This is a genomic window from Azotobacter vinelandii CA, from assembly GCF_000380335.1.
In the GTDB taxonomy this organism is placed as follows: Bacteria; Pseudomonadota; Gammaproteobacteria; order Pseudomonadales; family Pseudomonadaceae; genus Azotobacter; species Azotobacter vinelandii.
The window spans coordinates 4275947-4292729 of record NC_021149.1 but is presented as its reverse complement, the minus strand read 5'-3'; the positions used below and the strand labels follow the sequence as shown (position 1 = coordinate 4292729).

Sequence of the window (16783 nt, the reverse complement as noted above, 5' to 3'; positions counted from 1 at the left end):
GAGTTCATGCGCTCATTGCTGTTCGTCTGCCTGATCCTGCTGGTCGCTTGCCGGAGTCTGCCGCCGTTGCCTGATTGGCAGGTGGAGCGGACGCGGCAGGAGAGCGGGCCCGGCGCTATTCTCGACTTGCGCAGCGGCGCCAGCCTGACGCCGGAACAACTGGTCGAGCGGCTGGCTTCGGTGCCTCGGCTGCTGGTCGGCGAGAAGCACGACAATCCCGATCATCATTTTCTCCAGTCGTGGCTGCTCGAGGCCTTGGCCGGGCGGCGGGCGCAGGGCAGTCTGCTGCTGGAGATGCTCGAACCCGACCAGCAGTCGCGGGTGGCGGCGACCCAGGCCGCGTTCGCCGCCGGCCGCGCGCCGGAGGATCTGCCCGCAGCACTGGCCTGGCGCCAGGGCTGGGACTGGACGCTGTACGGTCCGCTGCTGCGCCATGCGCTGGCGCAGCCCTATCCGTTGTTGGCCGCCAATCTGGATAGGCAGGAGATGCGCCGCATCTATGCCGAACGGCCGGAGCTGTCCGGTTCGGCCTCGAACGATGCACGGGTGCGCGAGGTCTTGCTCGCGCAGATCGGCGCCTCCCACTGTGGCCAGTTGCCGGCGTCCCAGTTGCCGGCGATGCTCGCCGTCCAGCAACAGCGCGACCGGCGCATGGCCGAGCGACTGCTGGCCGCACCGCAGCCGGCCCTGCTGCTGGCCGGTGCCTACCATGTACGGCGCGATCTGGGCGTGCCGCTGCACCTGGCCGATCTCGGCGGGGCGAGCGGCAATATCGTGCTGCTGCTGGCCGAGGCCGGCGATGTGGTGGAGGCGAAGGCCGCCGACTATGTCTGGTACACCCCGGCGACGCCGCCCCGTGACTACTGCGCCGAGATGCGGGTTACCGGCGGGCAGACAAAAAAAGACCCGGCGGAGCCGGGTCGAAAACCGTAATTAGCCTGATGAGGAGATAACCTGAAGAGTAGCCGCTCTGTCAGTTTACCGCTGATCTCGCGATCAGTTTTCAAATAATAACGCTTCTCATTTGTTGGTCAAGTAGTGGCACTGATTTTTTTCTGCCGGTCCGTCGCCTCAAGACGAAGAAGGCGCCCGATGGACGCCTTCGAGGGGAGGGGGCGGCTGGTCAAAGGTGGGGGAGGTGATTGCGCATGCGCGCCACCAGATCGTCGAGACTGGCGGTAAGGTGGGTATCGACCCGTCGGCTGCGTTGCTGCTCGGCCTCGGTCAGGGGTTCGCGGCCGGCCTGTTGCGCCCGGATGACCTCCAGCGTGGCATCGGACGGATCCTTCCCGGCAGCCCGACGCTCGGTGAGCCATTCGGCGATCAGGGCTTCGGGGGCCTGGCAGTCGACGATCAGGAAGGGGGCACCGTTGTTCTCGGCGACCTGCCTGGCGGCCGCGCGTTGTGCCTCCTTCAGGTAGGTGGCGTCGATCGCCACCGGAAAGCCTGCCTGCAGGGCGCCGGCAGCCAGCCGATGCAGGTGTTCGTAGGTCGCCGTGCTGGCCTGTGCGCTGTAGATACCGCTGGTCAGCCGCTCCCGATCGGCCGCCGGCTGTTCGCCGAACAGGCGCTTGCGTTCCACGTCCGAACGCAGGCGGATGGCACCGAACTCTTCCGTCAGGCGCTGGGCGACATAGCTCTTGCCGACGGCGGACACTCCGTGGGTGATGGCCAGAAAACACGAGGGAATGGCGCTGTAGCGTTCCGCCAGGCTGGCGTAGTTGCGGTACTGCCGGAGGATGGCGGCGCGTCGCTCGTCGCTCTCTTCCTGGGCCAGGCGGAACAGGTTGACCTTGCCGCGGACCATGGCGCGGTAGGCCTTGTAGAAGTTCAGCAGCGGCAGGGCCGCGTAGTCGCCGGTCAACTCCAGCCAGCGGCTGACGAAGCGCCGGGAGAACCCCTTGAGGCCGCGGTCCTCCAGGTCCATGGCGAGAAAGGCGGCGTCGCACACGACGTCGATCAGGCGGAACGGCTCGTTGAACTCGATGCAGTCGAACAGCACGACCTGCCCGTCGAGCAGGGTGGCGTTGCCGAGGTGCAGGTCGCCATGGCATTCGCGGATGAAGCCGTCGGCCTTGCGCTGCTCGAGCAGCGGCCGCAGGCGCTCGAAGCTGGTCTCGGCCCAGGCCTCAAGGGCATCGAGCTGCTGCAGGTCGGCCGGTTCGGCGAGCAGCGGGCGAACCTGCTCGAAGTTCTGCCGCACCGGGCTCATCACGGCTTCCGCTCCGCCCAGCGGATGTTCCGCCGGCACCTTCGGCGCCTGCAGGTGGAAGCTGGCGATCCGTTCCGCCAGGGCGTCGATGTGCTCGGGGGCGAGTTCGCCGCGGGTCTGCATTTCGCCGAGCAACTGGCTCTGCGGGAACTGGCGCATCTTGACCGTGTATTCGATGACCGGACCGTCGCCGGCCAGTTGCGGGGCGTTCTCGCTGCCGGTGATCGGCAGGACTTCGAGGTAAAGGTCGCGGGTCAGGCGCTGGTTCAGGCGCACCTCTTCCTCGCAGAAGTGCTTGCGTGCCGCCAGGCCGGTGAAGTCGAGGAAGCCGAAGTCGACGGCTTTCTTGAACTTGTAGGCATAGGGGCCGGTGAGCAGGACCCAGGAGATGTGGGTCTCGATGACCTTGAACTCAGTCACCGCGTGCGGATAGAGCGCGGGGTTCTGCAGGGCGTTGATCAGGGCTTGGCTCACGGTCAGTCCTTGTCGAGGCTGTCGGGCGGAAAGCCGCATTATGGCTGCTGCGGCCGGCCCTGCAAACCGCCGGGCTGTGCTATCGAGGGTAGGTAAAGTGCGTATAATGCGCCGCCATGACACGTACCCGCTCCCCCAAATCACCCCCTCCCCGTCGCTCCGCTGTCCTTCGTTCCTGGCTGGGCTGGAGCGCCAAGCTTGCCCTGGTCGGTCTGGTGGTGCTGGCCGGCTTTGCCGTCTACTTCGATGCCGTGATACAGGAGAAATTCTCCGGCAAGCGCTGGACGCTGCCGGCCAAGGTCTACGCGCGGCCGCTGGAGCTGTTCTCCGGTCTCAAGCTGTCGAAGCAGGATTTTCTCACCGAGCTGGATGCGCTCGGCTATCGCCGCGAGGCCGTCGCCGGGCCGGGGTCGGCCTTCGTATCCGGCAACACCGTCGAACTGCATAGCCGGGGCTTTCGCTTCTATGAGGGCGACGAGCCGGCACGGAGGATCCGTGTACGCTTCTCCGGCGACTCCGTGGCCAGCCTGAGCGATGCCGCCGGCAAGGACCTGGCCGTCGTGCGGATGGAGCCGCCGCTGATCGGCGGCCTGTACCCGTCGCACAACGAGGACCGCATCCTGGTCCAGCGCAACGAACTGCCGCCCTACCTGGTGGAAACCCTGGTGGCGGTGGAGGATCGCGAGTTCTTCAGCCACTTCGGGGTGTCGCCGAAATCCATCGCTCGCGCCCTGTGGGTCAACGCCACGGCAGGCGGGGTGGTTCAGGGCGGCAGCACGCTGACCCAGCAGTTGGTGAAGAACTTCTACCTGAACAACGAGCGCAGCCTGGTGCGCAAGGCCACTGAAGCCATGATGGCCGTGCTGCTGGAGCTGCACTACGACAAGGACGAGATTCTCGAGGCCTATCTCAACGAGGTGTTCCTGGGGCAGGACGGCAATCGCGCGGTGCACGGCTTCGGTCTGGCCAGCCAGTATTTCTTCGGCCAGCCGCTGGCCGAGTTGCAGCCGCATCAGATCGCCCTGCTGGTGGGCATGGTCAAGGGGCCCACCTACTACAATCCACGCCGCAACCCCGAGCGAGCCCTGGTGCGGCGCAACCTGGTCATCGACCTCATGGTCGGGCAGGGGGTGATCGATGCGGCGCAAGCCGAAGCCGCCAAGCAGAAGCCGCTCGGCGTCACCGCCCGCGGCAGCATGGCCGACAGTTCCTATCCGGCGTTTCTCGATCTTGTCAAGCGCCAGTTGCGCGAGGACTACCAGGAGGCCGACCTCACCGAGGAGGGGCTGCGCATCTTCACCAGCCTGGATCCGATCCTGCAGAGCAAGGCCGAGGCTGCGGTACGAAATACCTTCAAGCGCATCGGCAAGGGCGGTGATCCGGTCGAGGCGTCGATGGTGGTGAGCAATCCGGAAACCGGCGAAGTGCTGGCCCTGCTCGGCAGCCGGCAGCCGCGTTTCGCCGGTTTCAACCGGGCGCTGGACGCGGTGCGGCCGATCGGTTCGCTGATCAAGCCGGCCGTCTACCTCACCGCGCTGGAGCGGCCCAACCAGTACACCCTGACCAGTTGGCTGGCCGATGTGCCTTTCTCGGTGAAGGGCCAGGACGGCCAGCTCTGGCGCCCGCAGAACTACGACCATCGGGCCCATGGCGACATCTATCTTTATCAGGGGCTGGCCAATTCCTACAACCTGTCGACCGCCAAGCTCGGCCTCGAGTTGGGCGTGCCGAACGTGCTGAAAACATTGGCGCGTCTGGGCGTCAATCGCGAATGGCCGGCCTATCCGTCGATGTTGCTGGGCGCTGGGGCCTTGACCCCGATGGAGGTGTCCAGCATGTACCTGACCATCGCCAGTGGCGGATTCAATACGCCGTTGCGCGGTATCCGCAGTGTCCTGACCGCCGACGGCGAACCGCTCAAGCGTTATCCGTTCCAGATCCAGCAGCGTTTCGATCCAGGGGCCATCTATCTGTTGCAGAACGCCATGCAACGGGTGATGCGCGAGGGGACCGGCCGTTCGGTCTACAGCCAGTTGCCGCGCTCGCTGACGCTGGCCGGCAAGACCGGTACCACCAACGATTCGCGCGACAGTTGGTTCGCCGGCTTCAGCCAGGATCTGCTGGCGGTGGTCTGGCTGGGACGTGACGACAACGGCAAGACCCCGCTGACCGGTGCCACCGGGGCACTGAGGGTCTGGACGGACTTCATGGCCAAGGCCGATCCACTGCCGCTGGATATGCCGATGCCGGACAATGTCACCCTGGCTTGGGTGAATGCGCGCAACGGACTGGGTTCCGAGCAGGGCTGTCCGGATGCGGTGCAGATGCCCTATATCCGGGGCAGCGAGCCGCCACCGGGGCCCGCTTGCGGCCTGCCGCAGGCTCCGGAGGGCAATGTGCAGGATGTGATCGAGAATGTTCAGGATGTCATGGATTGGGTGCGTGGCTGGTCGAATTGAACGAAGAGGGTGCCAGGTGAACAGGTGGTTGATGGGGGCAGTGGCGACGAGCGTCCTGCTGGGCGGCTGTGCGACGGTCGAGCGTGGCTCCATTCCCGTGGTCGAGGCGAGCGGCTCGGTGTATGACCGACAGCAGGGACGAGGCAACAGTGGTGTGGCTTCCCGCCCGCCTGTGGCAGCGGCATCCCAGGCTCCGGTATCCCAAGCCCCGGCTTCCGCTCAGGATTCCGGGGTGGTGGTGATGGTGCCCGGAGGTGGCGCCAGCTCGGCGCCGATCCAGGCCTACCCGGCGCCTGGCATCTCCGGCAGCGCGGCGTCGAGCGTTTCGCAACCGATCACCGCTACCACCACGATTGGCGGCAATACCACGGGCTATTCCGTGCCCAGCGGATCATCGAGTGGCGTTCCGGGCGTGAACTCCGCCGCTTCGAGCAGTGCTTCGAGCGCTCTGGCAGCCGACGAGCAGCTCGATGGGCCGGTTCTGGCGCTGCTCACCACGGCGCAGCAGGAGCAGGGCAACGGCAATCTGGAGAGCGCCGCCTCCAGTCTGGAGCGGGCGCAACGCATCGCGCCGCGCGAACCGCAGGTGCTCTACCGGCTGGCCGAGGTGCGTCTGGCCCAGGGCGATGCCGCCCAGGCCGAGCAACTGGCGCGTCGCGCCTTGACCTATGCCAGCGGTCGTCCGGCCCTGCAGGCCAGTCTGTGGAACCTGATCGCCCAGGCGCGCGAGCGTCAGGGGGATGCGGCCGGTGCTGCCCAGGCGCGCGAGCGGGCGCGGGTCAACCTGTGATGGATGTGCGTATCCCGGCGCTGGCCGAGCAGATGCTGCTGATCGAGCAGGAGCTTCGGGCTCTCGGAATGTGGGCTTCATCGCTGCCGAGCGACGAGGCGCTATCCAGCGAGCAGCCGTTCTGCATCGACACCCTGGTTTTCGAAGAGTGGCTGCAATGGATCTTCCTGCCCCGGATGAAAGTGATCGTCGAGGAGAACAGGACTCTCCCCGCCTCCTCGGGAATTCTGCCGATGGCCGAACTGGCCTACCGCGAGCGGCTCGCCGAAGTGGCCCGCCTGCTGGGGGCGATCGGTGAGGTCGATCGGCTGATTTCGGGAGGGGAGCGTGCTGCCGGTTGATCAGCGGCAACTGTGTTCCATGGCCCGTTTCGCGTCGGTGATGCGGGCCTGACGTTCTTTCTCGCTCAGTCTGCGCATCTCTCCCTTCATCTGTACGCGTAGCCTGGGATTGTTCTCCAGGCGGGTCAGGTTGGTGCGCACGGTTTCACAGAATTCCCGGCGCTCGGCTTCCTGTATGGCGGTTTCGCGCCTCACTTTGCGCTCGAGCGCTTTCTGTTCGAGATCCTTCGCCTGGACTGGCGGCAGTTTTTTCGGAATGGGCAGCCGGGGGCCAGGAGTGGTCGTATCGATCACGCTGCTTGCCTGGTCGTTCGGGGGGCGCCCGCTGAAGTGGGACACGCCCTGTTTGTCCGTCCAGGTGTAAACCTGGCCAGCCATGGCGCTTGCGCTCAGGCTGATGAGCAGAAGGCCAGTGAGGATCATGCATCGCATGGAGATTCCCTGAAGTCTCGGCGAAGCCCGATGCCACTATAGCCGGGGCGATAGTGCGCCTTACGGCATCCCGTCACAGTAGGAGCGGGCCGAGGCATCACTTGACTTGGTTCGGATGAATCCGAACAATTCGGGGTTCGCTACAGCGGGGTTCGCCGCAGGCAGGCTCCCGCTCGGCAGACATGAGGCGTCACCCGCGCCGACCTGATACACCCGCAACGCGTTACCTCGCGCTGGGTGGGAGAATCCTGCAACACATTCCGGGCCTCCCGATGCTTGCTCGACAGCGCTGCGTAGGCGGCGACAACCGTCGCTCATGCCTGTTTGGCAGTAATCTATTCAGGCCGCCCGCTAGCCGGCGGCAATCTGGCGTTCTAGAGGTGAACAACGTGGAGCTTTTATCCGGCGCTGAAATGGTAGTCCGCTTCTTGCGCGACGAAGGCGTTAAATACATCTACGGATATCCGGGCGGTGCCCTTCTGCACATCTACGATGCCCTGTTCAAGGAAAAGGAAGTCACCCATATCCTGGTTCGTCACGAGCAGGCGGCCACCCACATGGCCGATGGCTATGCTCGCGCCACCGGCAAGGCCGGCGTCGTGCTGGTGACCTCCGGGCCCGGTGCGACCAACGCCATCACCGGCATCGCCACCGCCTACATGGACTCCATCCCGATGGTGGTGATTTCCGGGCAAGTGCCGAGCAACATGGTCGGCAGCGACGCTTTCCAGGAGACCGACATGATCGGTGTCTCCCGTCCGATCGTGAAGCACAGCTTCATCGTCAAGCATCCTTCGGAAATCCCCGAAGTGCTGAAAAAGGCTTTCTATATCGCCGAGTCCGGCCGTCCCGGTCCGGTGGTGGTGGATATTCCGAAGGACATGGGCGATCCGTCCCAGAAGTACGAATACGTCTATCCGAAGAAGGTCAAGCTGCGCTCCTACAGCCCTGCTCAGCGTGGCCATTCCGGGCAGATCCGCAAGGCTGTCGAGATGCTCCTGGCCGCCAAGCGTCCCGTACTCTATTCCGGCGGTGGAGTGATCATGGGCAGGGCCGCCGCCCAGTTGACCGAACTGGCGCAGATGCTCAACCTGCCGGTGACCAATACCCTGATGGGCTTGGGCGGCTATCCGGGCAACGACCGGCAGTTCCTCGGCATGCTCGGCATGCACGGCAGCTATACCGCCAACCTGGCCATGCATCATTCCGATGTGATCCTGGCCATCGGCGCGCGTTTCGATGATCGGGTTGTCAACGGGCCCGCCAAGTTCTGCCCGAATGCCAAGATCATTCATGTCGATATCGATCCGGCCTCGATTTCCAAAACCATCAAGGCCGATGTGCCGATCGTGGGCCCCGTCGACAGCGTGCTCGCTGAAATGATCTCCATCGTCAAGGAGATTGGCGCGATGCCGCAGAAGGAGGTCGTGGCCAGTTGGTGGAAGCAGATCGAGGAGTGGCGCGGTACGCGTGGTCTGTTTCCCTACGACAAGGGCGACGGCAGCATCATCAAGCCGCAGACGGTGATCGAGACCCTGTACGAGGTGACCAAGGGGGATGCCTATGTCGCTTCCGACGTGGGGCAGCACCAGATGTTCGCCGCCCAATACTACAGGTACGCCAAGCCGAATCGTTGGATCAACTCCGGTGGCCTGGGTACCATGGGCTTCGGCTTCCCCGCAGCCATGGGCGTCAAGCTGAATTTCCCCGAGGCCGATGTGGCCTGTATCACCGGGGAGGGCAGCATCCAGATGAACATTCAGGAAATGTCGACCTGCATGCAGTACGACCTACCGGTCAAGATCGTCAACCTCAACAACGGCGCGCTGGGCATGGTTCGCCAGTGGCAAGACATGCAGTACAGCAGCCGCTATTCGCATTCATACATGGAGTCGTTGCCCGATTTCGTCAAGCTGGCCGAGGCTTATGGCCATGTCGGTATGCGTATCACCGAGTTGAAGGACCTCAAGCCGAAGCTGGAGGAAGCCTTCGCTCTGAAAGACCGTTTGGTGTTCCTCGACATCGCGGTGGATACCAGCGAGCACGTCTATCCGATGCAAATCAGAGATGGTGCAATGCGCGACATGTGGCTGAGCAAGACGGAGCGGACCTGAGCATGCGACACATCATTTCCCTGCTGTTGGAAAACGAGCCGGGCGCCCTGTCCCGGGTGGTCGGTCTGTTTTCGCAGCGCAACTACAATATCGAAACGCTCACTGTGGCACCCACCGAGGATCCGACGCTGTCTCGTCTGACTCTGACCACCATTGGTCAAGACGAGGTGATCGAGCAGATCACCAAGAACCTCAACAAGCTGATCGAGGTGGTCAAGCTGGTAGACCTGTCGGAAAGTGCGCACATCGAGCGCGAGTTGCTGCTGGTCAAGGTCAAGGCCACCGGCGCACAGCGCGCCGAGATCAAGCGCACAACCGATATCTTCCGTGGCCAGATCGTCGATGTCACCAGCAGCGTCTATACCATTCAGCTCACTGGTACCAGTGACAAGCTGGACAGCTTTCTGCATGCCATCGGCACCTCCTCGATCCTCGAAACCGTGCGCAGTGGAGTCACCGGCATTGCCCGTGGCGACAAAGTACTCACCATTTAGCAAATGGCCGTACCGGGCCAGATAACAGGGGTAACCTCATGAAAGTGTATTACGATAAAGATTGCGACCTTTCCATCATTCAAAGCAAGAAGGTTGCCATCATCGGTTACGGTTCCCAAGGCCATGCGCACGCCTGCAACCTGAAGGATTCCGGCGTTGATGTTTACGTCGGCCTGCGCGCCGGTTCCGCTTCGGTAGCCAAGGCTGAGGCTCATGGACTGACCGTAAAGAGTGTCAAGGATGCCGTTGCCGCTGCCGATGTGGTGATGATTCTGACTCCTGACGAGTTCCAGGGCCGCTTGTACAAGGATGAGATCGAGCCGAACCTGAAGAAGGGGGCAACCCTGGCTTTTGCCCATGGTTTCTCCATTCACTATAACCAAGTAGTGCCGCGCGCCGACCTCGACGTCATCATGATCGCCCCCAAAGCGCCGGGACATACCGTGCGTTCCGAGTTTGTCCGCGGCGGCGGCATTCCCGATCTGATCGCTGTTTATCAGGATGCTTCCGGCAATGCCAAAAACCTTGCCCTGTCCTATGCCTGCGGTGTGGGCGGTGGGCGTACCGGCATCATCGAAACCACCTTCAAGGATGAAACCGAGACCGACCTGTTCGGCGAGCAGGCTGTCCTGTGTGGCGGCTGTGTGGAGCTGGTCAAGGCTGGTTTCGAAACCCTGGTCGAGGCTGGTTACGCGCCGGAAATGGCCTACTTCGAGTGTCTGCACGAATTGAAGCTGATCGTCGACCTCATGTTCGAGGGCGGCATTGCCAACATGAACTACTCGATCTCCAACAACGCCGAATACGGTGAGTACGTTACCGGTCCGGAGGTGATCAACGAGCAATCCCGTCAGGCCATGCGCAACGCCTTGAAGCGTATTCAGGATGGTGAGTACGCCAAGATGTTCATTACCGAAGGCGCTGCCAACTATCCGTCGATGACTGCCTATCGTCGCAACAATGCTGCGCATCAGATCGAGGTGGTCGGTGAGAAGCTGCGTACCATGATGCCCTGGATCGCGGCCAACAAGATCGTCGACAAGACCAAGAACTAAAGTTGAACATTAAAATGAAAAGACGCGGCTCAGGCCGCGTTTTTTCGTTGTGGGGTGGCTTCTGGTATAAAGCCGCCTGGAGCGCGCTGCCTGCGACGTGCATTCTGGGCGGCAGCTAAAATCTTCCTGAACTGCAAGGTACTGTTCATGAACGAACGTCCGGAGGAGTCCAACAAGGGACCCGCAGCCGACAGCCTGCTGCCCATCGACGAACACATTGAAGAGGGGCAGGACGCGGAGGGGCGCAAGGTTCGCCATCGTGGTATCTACTTGCTGCCTAACCTGTTCACCACGGCCAACCTTTTCGCTGGCTTCTACTCCATAGTCAGCGCAATCAATGGAAACTTGGACGTGGCTGCCGCTACTGTCTTCGTCGCAATGGTGCTGGACAGCCTGGATGGTCGCGTAGCGCGTCTGACCAACACGCAAAGTGCGTTCGGTGCTGAATATGATTCGCTTTCCGACATGGTGGCCTTCGGTCTGGCCCCTGCCATCCTCGCCTTCGAGTGGGCGCTTGGCAGTATGGGCAAGGTTGGCTGGATGGTTGCGTTCGTCTATGTGGCTGGTGCAGCCCTGCGTCTGGCGCGTTTCAACACACAGATCGGCAAGGCTGACAAACGCTTTTTCATCGGGCTGGCCAGCCCGGCGGCGGCGGGCGTGGTGGCTGGTACCGTTTGGGCTTTCAATGATTTCGGTATCCAGGGGTCGAATATTTCTTCCTTGGTTGCTCTACTGGTTGCGGCAGCGGGCATGCTGATGGTCAGTAATATCAAGTACTACAGCTTCAAGGATCTGGATCTCAAGGGGAGGGTGCCCTTTGTCGCCATTCTGGTGGTGGTGCTGCTCTTTGCTGTGGTGTTCAGCGATCCGCCTCGGATCTTGTTGTTGATTTTCTTGGCTTACGCGATTTCTGGTCCGGTGCAGTATCTGCTGCAGTGGCGTCGCAAAAGGGCTGGGTGAACGCTCTCCACTTCTGGCCATGGAGGCCATGTGTTCGATTCGGTCCTGTCAAAAAGGAATATTTAAAATTAAACATTGACGTTCCAATCCGATGCCCTATAATGCGCCCCACTTTCCGCCCAGCAGGGCAAGCCCTTGAAAATCAAAGGGTTGGCCGTGAGGCAGGGCAGGAAAGGGTCAGCGAAGCGGATGCGAAACACGTATCGAAACGCTTGACAGGTTCACGGGCTGCGGTAGAATGCGCGGCCTCGGACGGGGAAGCCCGGTCGAAACGCTCTTTAACAAAGTGGAATCAAGCAATTCGTGTGGGCGCTTGTGGCAAGCCTGGCATCGCAAGACAGTCAGCAAGTCCAAGCGACTCGTGAATTCATGAGTTATGGCGATTGCTGAGCCAAGTTTGGGATCTTAGGGTCCGAACGAATTGAAACTGAAGAGTTTGATCATGGCTCAGATTGAACGCTGGCGGCAGGCCTAACACATGCAAGTCGAGCGGCAGCGGGACCTTCGGGTTGCCGGCGAGCGGCGGACGGGTGAGTAATGCCTAGGAATCTGCCTGTTAGTGGGGGATAACGCGGGGAAACTCGCGCTAATACCGCATACGTCCTACGGGAGAAAGTGGGGGACCCTCGGGCCTCACGCTAACAGATGAGCCTAGGTCGGATTAGCTAGTTGGTGGGGTAAAGGCCCACCAAGGCGACGATCCGTAACTGGTCTGAGAGGATGATCAGTCACACTGGAACTGAGACACGGTCCAGACTCCTACGGGAGGCAGCAGTGGGGAATATTGGACAATGGGCGAAAGCCTGATCCAGCCATGCCGCGTGTGTGAAGAAGGTCTTCGGATTGTAAAGCACTTTAAGTTGGGAGGAAGGGCGCTCGGTGAATACCCAAGCGTCTTGACGTTACCGACAGAATAAGCACCGGCTAACTTCGTGCCAGCAGCCGCGGTAATACGAAGGGTGCAAGCGTTAATCGGAATTACTGGGCGTAAAGCGCGCGTAGGTGGTTCGGCAAGTTGGATGTGAAAGCCCCGGGCTCAACCTGGGAACCGCATCCAAAACTACTGGGCTAGAGTACGGTAGAGGGTGGTGGAATTTCCTGTGTAGCGGTGAAATGCGTAGATATAGGAAGGAACACCAGTGGCGAAGGCGACCACCTGGACCGATACTGACACTGAGGTGCGAAAGCGTGGGGAGCAAACAGGATTAGATACCCTGGTAGTCCACGCCGTAAACGATGTCGACTAGCCGTTGGGCTCCTTGAGAGCTTAGTGGCGCAGCTAACGCATTAAGTCGACCGCCTGGGGAGTACGGCCGCAAGGTTAAAACTCAAATGAATTGACGGGGGCCCGCACAAGCGGTGGAGCATGTGGTTTAATTCGAAGCAACGCGAAGAACCTTACCTGGCCTTGACATCCTGCGAACTTTCAAGAGATTGATGGGTGCCTTCGGGAGCGCAGAGACAGGTGCTGCATGGCTGTCGTCAGCTCGTGTCGTGAGATGTTGGGTTAAGTCCCGTAACGAGCGCAACCCTTGTCCTTAGTTACCAGCGATTCGGTCGGGCACTCTAAGGAGACTGCCGGTGACAAACCGGAGGAAGGTGGGGATGACGTCAAGTCATCATGGCCCTTACGGCCAGGGCTACACACGTGCTACAATGGTCGGTACAAAGGGTTGCCAAGTCGCGAGGCGGAGCTAATCCCAGAAAACCGATCGTAGTCCGGATCGCAGTCTGCAACTCGACTGCGTGAAGTCGGAATCGCTAGTAATCGCGAATCAGAATGTCGCGGTGAATACGTTCCCGGGCCTTGTACACACCGCCCGTCACACCATGGGAGTGGGTTGCTCCAGAAGTAGCTAGTCTAACCCTCGGGAGGACGGTTACCACGGAGTGATTCATGACTGGGGTGAAGTCGTAACAAGGTAGCCGTAGGGGAACCTGCGGCTGGATCACCTCCTTAATCGAAGATCCGGCTTATCATAAGCACCCACACGAATTGCTTGATTCCCTGGCAAACAGCGATTGGGTCTAGACCCGAGAGTGAGACGATTGGGTCTGTAGCTCAGTTGGTTAGAGCGCACCCCTGATAAGGGTGAGGTCGGCAGTTCGAATCTGCCCAGACCCACCAATTGTCAAGGGTCGTGGCCGGTGTCGACCTCGCGCAAGGCAAGAGGGGCCATAGCTCAGCTGGGAGAGCGCCTGCTTTGCACGCAGGAGGTCAGGAGTTCGATCCTCCTTGGCTCCACCACCCACCACCATCGCTGAAAGCTTAGAAATGAGCATTTCCCATAGGGCGAATGCTGATTTCTGGTCTTTGCGCCAGAACCGTTCTTTAACAATTCGGGTATGTGATAGAAGTACGACGCGTCGATTGTTTCACTGCGATCGGCGTGGTCAAGGCAAATGTGCGAGTTCAAGCGCAAATGTTCGGCAAATGTCGTCTTCACACCAGCCAGGCACGGCCGCGAGGCCACAGATTGCTTGGGGTTATATGGTCAAGTGAAGAAGCGCATACGGTGGATGCCTTGGCAGTCAGAGGCGATGAAAGACGTGGTAGCCTGCGATAAGCGTCGGGGAGGCGGCAAACGGCCCGTGATCCGGCGATCTCTGAATGGGGAAACCCACCCGGCACAAGCCGGGTATCTTGTCCTGAATCCATAGGGGCAAGAGGCGAACCAGGGGAACTGAAACATCTAAGTACCCTGAGGAACAGAAATCAACCGAGATTCCCTTAGTAGTGGCGAGCGAACGGGGAGCAGCCCTTAAGTTGGCTTGGGATTAGTGGAAGGCTCTGGAAAGTGCCGCCGTAGCGGGTGATAGCCCCGTACACGAAAGTCCCTGGTCAATGAAATCGAGTAGGACGGCGCACGTGAAACGTTGTCTGAACATGGGGGGACCATCCTCCAAGGCTAAATACTCCTGACTGACCGATAGTGAACCAGTACCGTGAGGGAAAGGCGAAAAGAACCCCGGAGAGGGGAGTGAAATAGAACCTGAAACCGTATGCGTACAAGCAGTGGGAGCCCACTTCGTTGGGTGACTGCGTACCTTTTGTATAATGGGTCAGCGACTTATATTCAGTGGCAAGCTTAACCGTATAGGGGAGGCGTAGCGAAAGCGAGTCTTAATAGGGCGCCAAGTCGCTGGGTATAGACCCGAAACCGGGCGATCTATCCATGAGCAGGTTGAAGGTTAGGTAACACTGACTGGAGGACCGAACCGACTCCCGTTGAAAAGGTAGCGGATGACTTGTGGATCGGAGTGAAAGGCTAATCAAGCTCGGAGATAGCTGGTTCTCCTCGAAAGCTATTTAGGTAGCGCCTCGTGTATCACTGCCGGGGGTAGAGCACTGTTTCGGCTAGGGGGTCATCCCGACTTACCAAACCGATGCAAACTCCGAATACCGGCAAGTGCCAGCACGGGAGACACACGGCGGGTGCTAACGTCCGTCGTGAAAAGGGAAACAACCCAGACCGTCAGCTAAGGTCCCAAAGTCCTGGTTAAGTGGGAAACGATGTGGGAAGGCTTAGACAGCTAGGAGGTTGGCTTAGAAGCAGCCACCCTTTAAAGAAAGCGTAATAGCTCACTAGTCGAGTCGGCCTGCGCGGAAGATGTAACGGGGCTCAAACCAGGCACCGAAGCTACGGGTGCATCGCAAGATGCGCGGTAGAGGAGCGTTCTGTACGCCTGTGAAGGTGAGTCGAGAGGCTTGCTGGAGGTATCAGAAGTGCGAATGCTGACATGAGTAACGACAATGGGTGTGAAAAACATCCACGCCGAAAGACCAAGGGTTCCTGCGCAACGTTAATCGACGCAGGGTGAGTCGGCCCCTAAGGCGAGGCTGAAAAGCGTAGTCGATGGGAAACGGGTTAATATTCCCGTACTTCTGGTTGCTGCGATGGGGGGACGGAGAAGGCTAGGCCAGCTTGGCGTTGGTTGTCCAAGTTTAAGGCGGTAGGCCGATCACTCAGGCAAATCCGGGTGGTCAAGGTCGAGAACCGATGACGAGCCTTCCTTTACGAAGGCGAAGTGGTTGATGCCCTGCTTCCAAGAAAAGCCTCTAAGCTTCAGGTAACCAGGAACCGTACCCCAAACCGACACAGGTGGTCGGGTAGAGAATACCAAGGCGCTTGAGAGAACTCGGGTGAAGGAACTAGGCAAAATGGCACCGTAACTTCGGGAGAAGGTGCGCCGGTGAGGGTCAAGGATTTACTCCGTAAGCCCATGCCGGTCGAAGATACCAGGCCGCTGCGACTGTTTATTAAAAACACAGCACTCTGCAAACACGAAAGTGGACGTATAGGGTGTGACGCCTGCCCGGTGCCGGAAGGTTAATTGATGGGGTTAGCGCAAGCGAAGCTCTTGATCGAAGCCCCGGTAAACGGCGGCCGTAACTATAACGGTCCTAAGGTAGCGAAATTCCTTGTCGGGTAAGTTCCGACCTGCACGAATGGCGTAACGATGGCGGCGCTGTCTCCACCCGAGACTCAGTGAAATTGAAATCGCTGTGAAGATGCAGTGTATCCGCGGCTAGACGGAAAGACCCCGTGAACCTTTACTGTAGCTTTGCACTGGACTTTGAGCCTGCTTGTGTAGGATAGGTGGGAGGCTTTGAAGTGGGGACGCCAGTTCCCATGGAGCCATCCTTGAAATACCACCCTGGCATGCTTGAGGTTCTAACTCCGGTCCGTCATCCGGATCGAGGACAGTGTATGGTGGGCAGTTTGACTGGGGCGGTCTCCTCCCAAAGCGTAACGGAGGAGTACGAAGGTGCGCTCAGCGTGGTCGGAAATCACGCGCAGAGTATAAAGGCAAAAGCGCGCTTGACTGCGAGACAGACACGTCGAGCAGGTACGAAAGTAGGTCTTAGTGATCCGGTGGTTCTGTATGGAAGGGCCATCGCTCAACGGATAAAAGGTACTCCGGGGATAACAGGCTGATACCGCCCAAGAGTTCATATCGACGGCGGTGTTTGGCACCTCGATGTCGGCTCATCACATCCTGGGGCTGAAGCCGGTCCCAAGGGTATGGCTGTTCGCCATTTAAAGTGGTACGCGAGCTGGGTTTAGAACGTCGTGAGACAGTTCGGTCCCTATCTGCCGTGGACGTTTGAGATTTGAGAGGGGCTGACCTTAGTACGAGAGGACCGGGTTGGACGAACCTCTGGTGTTCCGGTTGTCACGCCAGTGGCACTGCCGGGTAGCTACGTTCGGAAGAGATAACCGCTGAAAGCATCTAAGCGGGAAACTCGCCTCGAGATGAGATCTCACTGGAGCCTCGAGCTCCCTGAAGGGCCGTCGCAGACTACGACGTTGATAGGTGGGGTGTGTAAGCGTTGTGAGGCGTTGAGCTAACCCATACTAATGGCCCGTGAGGCTTGACCATATAACGCCCAAACAATCTGTTGCCAGCCCCAGCGGGGCGGCACGGAGAGGGCGCAGCCGACAGGCCG

General features: G+C 60.3%; 10 protein-coding genes, 2 tRNA genes and 2 rRNA genes. 12 read left to right on the top strand and 2 right to left on the bottom strand.

The features are described from left to right. Positions 1 to 6: 6 nt before the first annotated feature. Positions 7 to 933: a ChaN family lipoprotein gene (locus tag AVCA_RS19370; RefSeq protein WP_012702749.1), complete on the top strand. Its 927-nt coding sequence runs from the start codon at positions 7 to 9 to the stop codon at positions 931 to 933. A gap of 190 nt (positions 934 to 1123) precedes the next feature. On the opposite strand, the gene AVCA_RS19365 is transcribed toward AVCA_RS19370, so the two are convergent. Further along, the gene (locus tag AVCA_RS19365; RefSeq protein ID WP_175555938.1) at positions 1124 to 2686 is read right to left on the bottom strand and encodes a bifunctional aminoglycoside phosphotransferase/ATP-binding protein; all 1563 of its coding nucleotides are present in this window, start codon (positions 2684 to 2686) and stop codon (positions 1124 to 1126) included. 116 nt (positions 2687 to 2802) lie between these two features. Between AVCA_RS19365 and mrcB the strand changes: the two genes are divergently transcribed. From mrcB to AVCA_RS19350, 3 genes are read left to right on the top strand one after another with little or no spacing between them, the layout of a single operon-like run. Next, positions 2803 to 5145, top strand: a complete 2343-nt coding sequence (gene mrcB / locus AVCA_RS19360) for a penicillin-binding protein 1B (protein WP_012702747.1) — start codon at positions 2803 to 2805, stop codon at positions 5143 to 5145. A 16-nt stretch (positions 5146 to 5161) separates the two neighbouring features. Continuing rightward, complete coding sequence (locus tag AVCA_RS19355; RefSeq protein ID WP_175555937.1) at positions 5162 to 5935, top strand: tetratricopeptide repeat protein; 774 nt, start codon at positions 5162 to 5164, stop codon at positions 5933 to 5935. Continuing rightward, positions 5935 to 6276 carry a YqcC family protein gene (locus tag AVCA_RS19350; RefSeq protein ID WP_012702745.1) on the top strand — a complete coding sequence of 114 codons (342 nt, stop codon included), beginning with the start codon at positions 5935 to 5937 and terminating at the stop codon, positions 6274 to 6276. Before AVCA_RS19355 ends, AVCA_RS19350 begins: the two co-directional genes overlap by 1 nt. Here AVCA_RS19350 and AVCA_RS19345 read toward each other — a convergent pair whose 3' ends face one another. Next, entirely contained in the window at positions 6277 to 6699 is a 423-nt protein-coding gene (locus AVCA_RS19345; protein WP_012702744.1) for a DUF4124 domain-containing protein, read from the bottom strand. 398 nt (positions 6700 to 7097) lie between these two features. Between AVCA_RS19345 and AVCA_RS19340 the strand changes: the two genes are divergently transcribed. The 8 genes from AVCA_RS19340 (at position 7098) to AVCA_RS19305 (ending at position 16716) form a co-directional block, all read left to right on the top strand. Beyond that, positions 7098 to 8822 (top strand): acetolactate synthase 3 large subunit, encoded by a 1725-nt coding sequence (locus tag AVCA_RS19340; protein ID WP_012702743.1) that lies wholly within the window; start codon positions 7098 to 7100, stop codon positions 8820 to 8822. A gap of 2 nt (positions 8823 to 8824) precedes the next feature. Then, on the top strand, positions 8825 to 9316 hold the full coding sequence (gene ilvN, locus AVCA_RS19335) for an acetolactate synthase small subunit (protein ID WP_012702742.1): 492 nt from the start codon (positions 8825 to 8827) through the stop codon (positions 9314 to 9316). 38 nt (positions 9317 to 9354) lie between these two features. After that, on the top strand, positions 9355 to 10371 hold the full coding sequence (gene ilvC / locus AVCA_RS19330; protein ID WP_012702741.1) for a ketol-acid reductoisomerase: 1017 nt from the start codon (positions 9355 to 9357) through the stop codon (positions 10369 to 10371). A gap of 147 nt (positions 10372 to 10518) precedes the next feature. Continuing rightward, positions 10519 to 11331 (top strand): CDP-diacylglycerol--serine O-phosphatidyltransferase, encoded by an 813-nt coding sequence (pssA, locus tag AVCA_RS19325; RefSeq protein WP_012702740.1) that lies wholly within the window; start codon positions 10519 to 10521, stop codon positions 11329 to 11331. 424 nt (positions 11332 to 11755) lie between these two features. Then, positions 11756 to 13291, top strand: a 16S ribosomal RNA gene (locus AVCA_RS19320). Between the two features lie 91 nt (positions 13292 to 13382). After that, positions 13383 to 13459, top strand: a tRNA-Ile gene (locus tag AVCA_RS19315). Positions 13460 to 13503: 44 nt separating this feature from the next. Continuing rightward, positions 13504 to 13579, top strand: a tRNA-Ala gene (locus AVCA_RS19310). Between the two features lie 245 nt (positions 13580 to 13824). Beyond that, positions 13825 to 16716: ribosomal RNA gene (locus AVCA_RS19305) — 23S ribosomal RNA — on the top strand. Together the 16S and 23S rRNA genes with 2 tRNA genes alongside form the textbook arrangement of a ribosomal RNA operon. The last annotated feature ends 67 nt before the right edge of the window (positions 16717 to 16783 follow it).

Bases quoted from the DNA above. Each gene is read 5' to 3' on its own strand.
- AVCA_RS19370 (WP_012702749.1), top strand. From the start codon at position 7: ATGCGCTCATTGCTGTTCGTCTGCCTGATCCTGCTGGTCGCTTGCCGG.
- mrcB (WP_012702747.1), top strand. From the start codon at position 2,803: ATGACACGTACCCGCTCCCCCAAATCACCCCCTCCCCGTCGCTCCGCT.
- AVCA_RS19350 (WP_012702745.1), top strand. From the start codon at position 5,935: ATGGATGTGCGTATCCCGGCGCTGGCCGAGCAGATGCTGCTGATCGAG.
- AVCA_RS19345 (WP_012702744.1), bottom strand. From the start codon at position 6,699: ATGATCCTCACTGGCCTTCTGCTCATCAGCCTGAGCGCAAGCGCCATG.
- ilvN (WP_012702742.1), top strand. From the start codon at position 8,825: ATGCGACACATCATTTCCCTGCTGTTGGAAAACGAGCCGGGCGCCCTG.
- ilvC (WP_012702741.1), top strand. From the start codon at position 9,355: ATGAAAGTGTATTACGATAAAGATTGCGACCTTTCCATCATTCAAAGC.
- pssA (WP_012702740.1), top strand. From the start codon at position 10,519: ATGAACGAACGTCCGGAGGAGTCCAACAAGGGACCCGCAGCCGACAGC.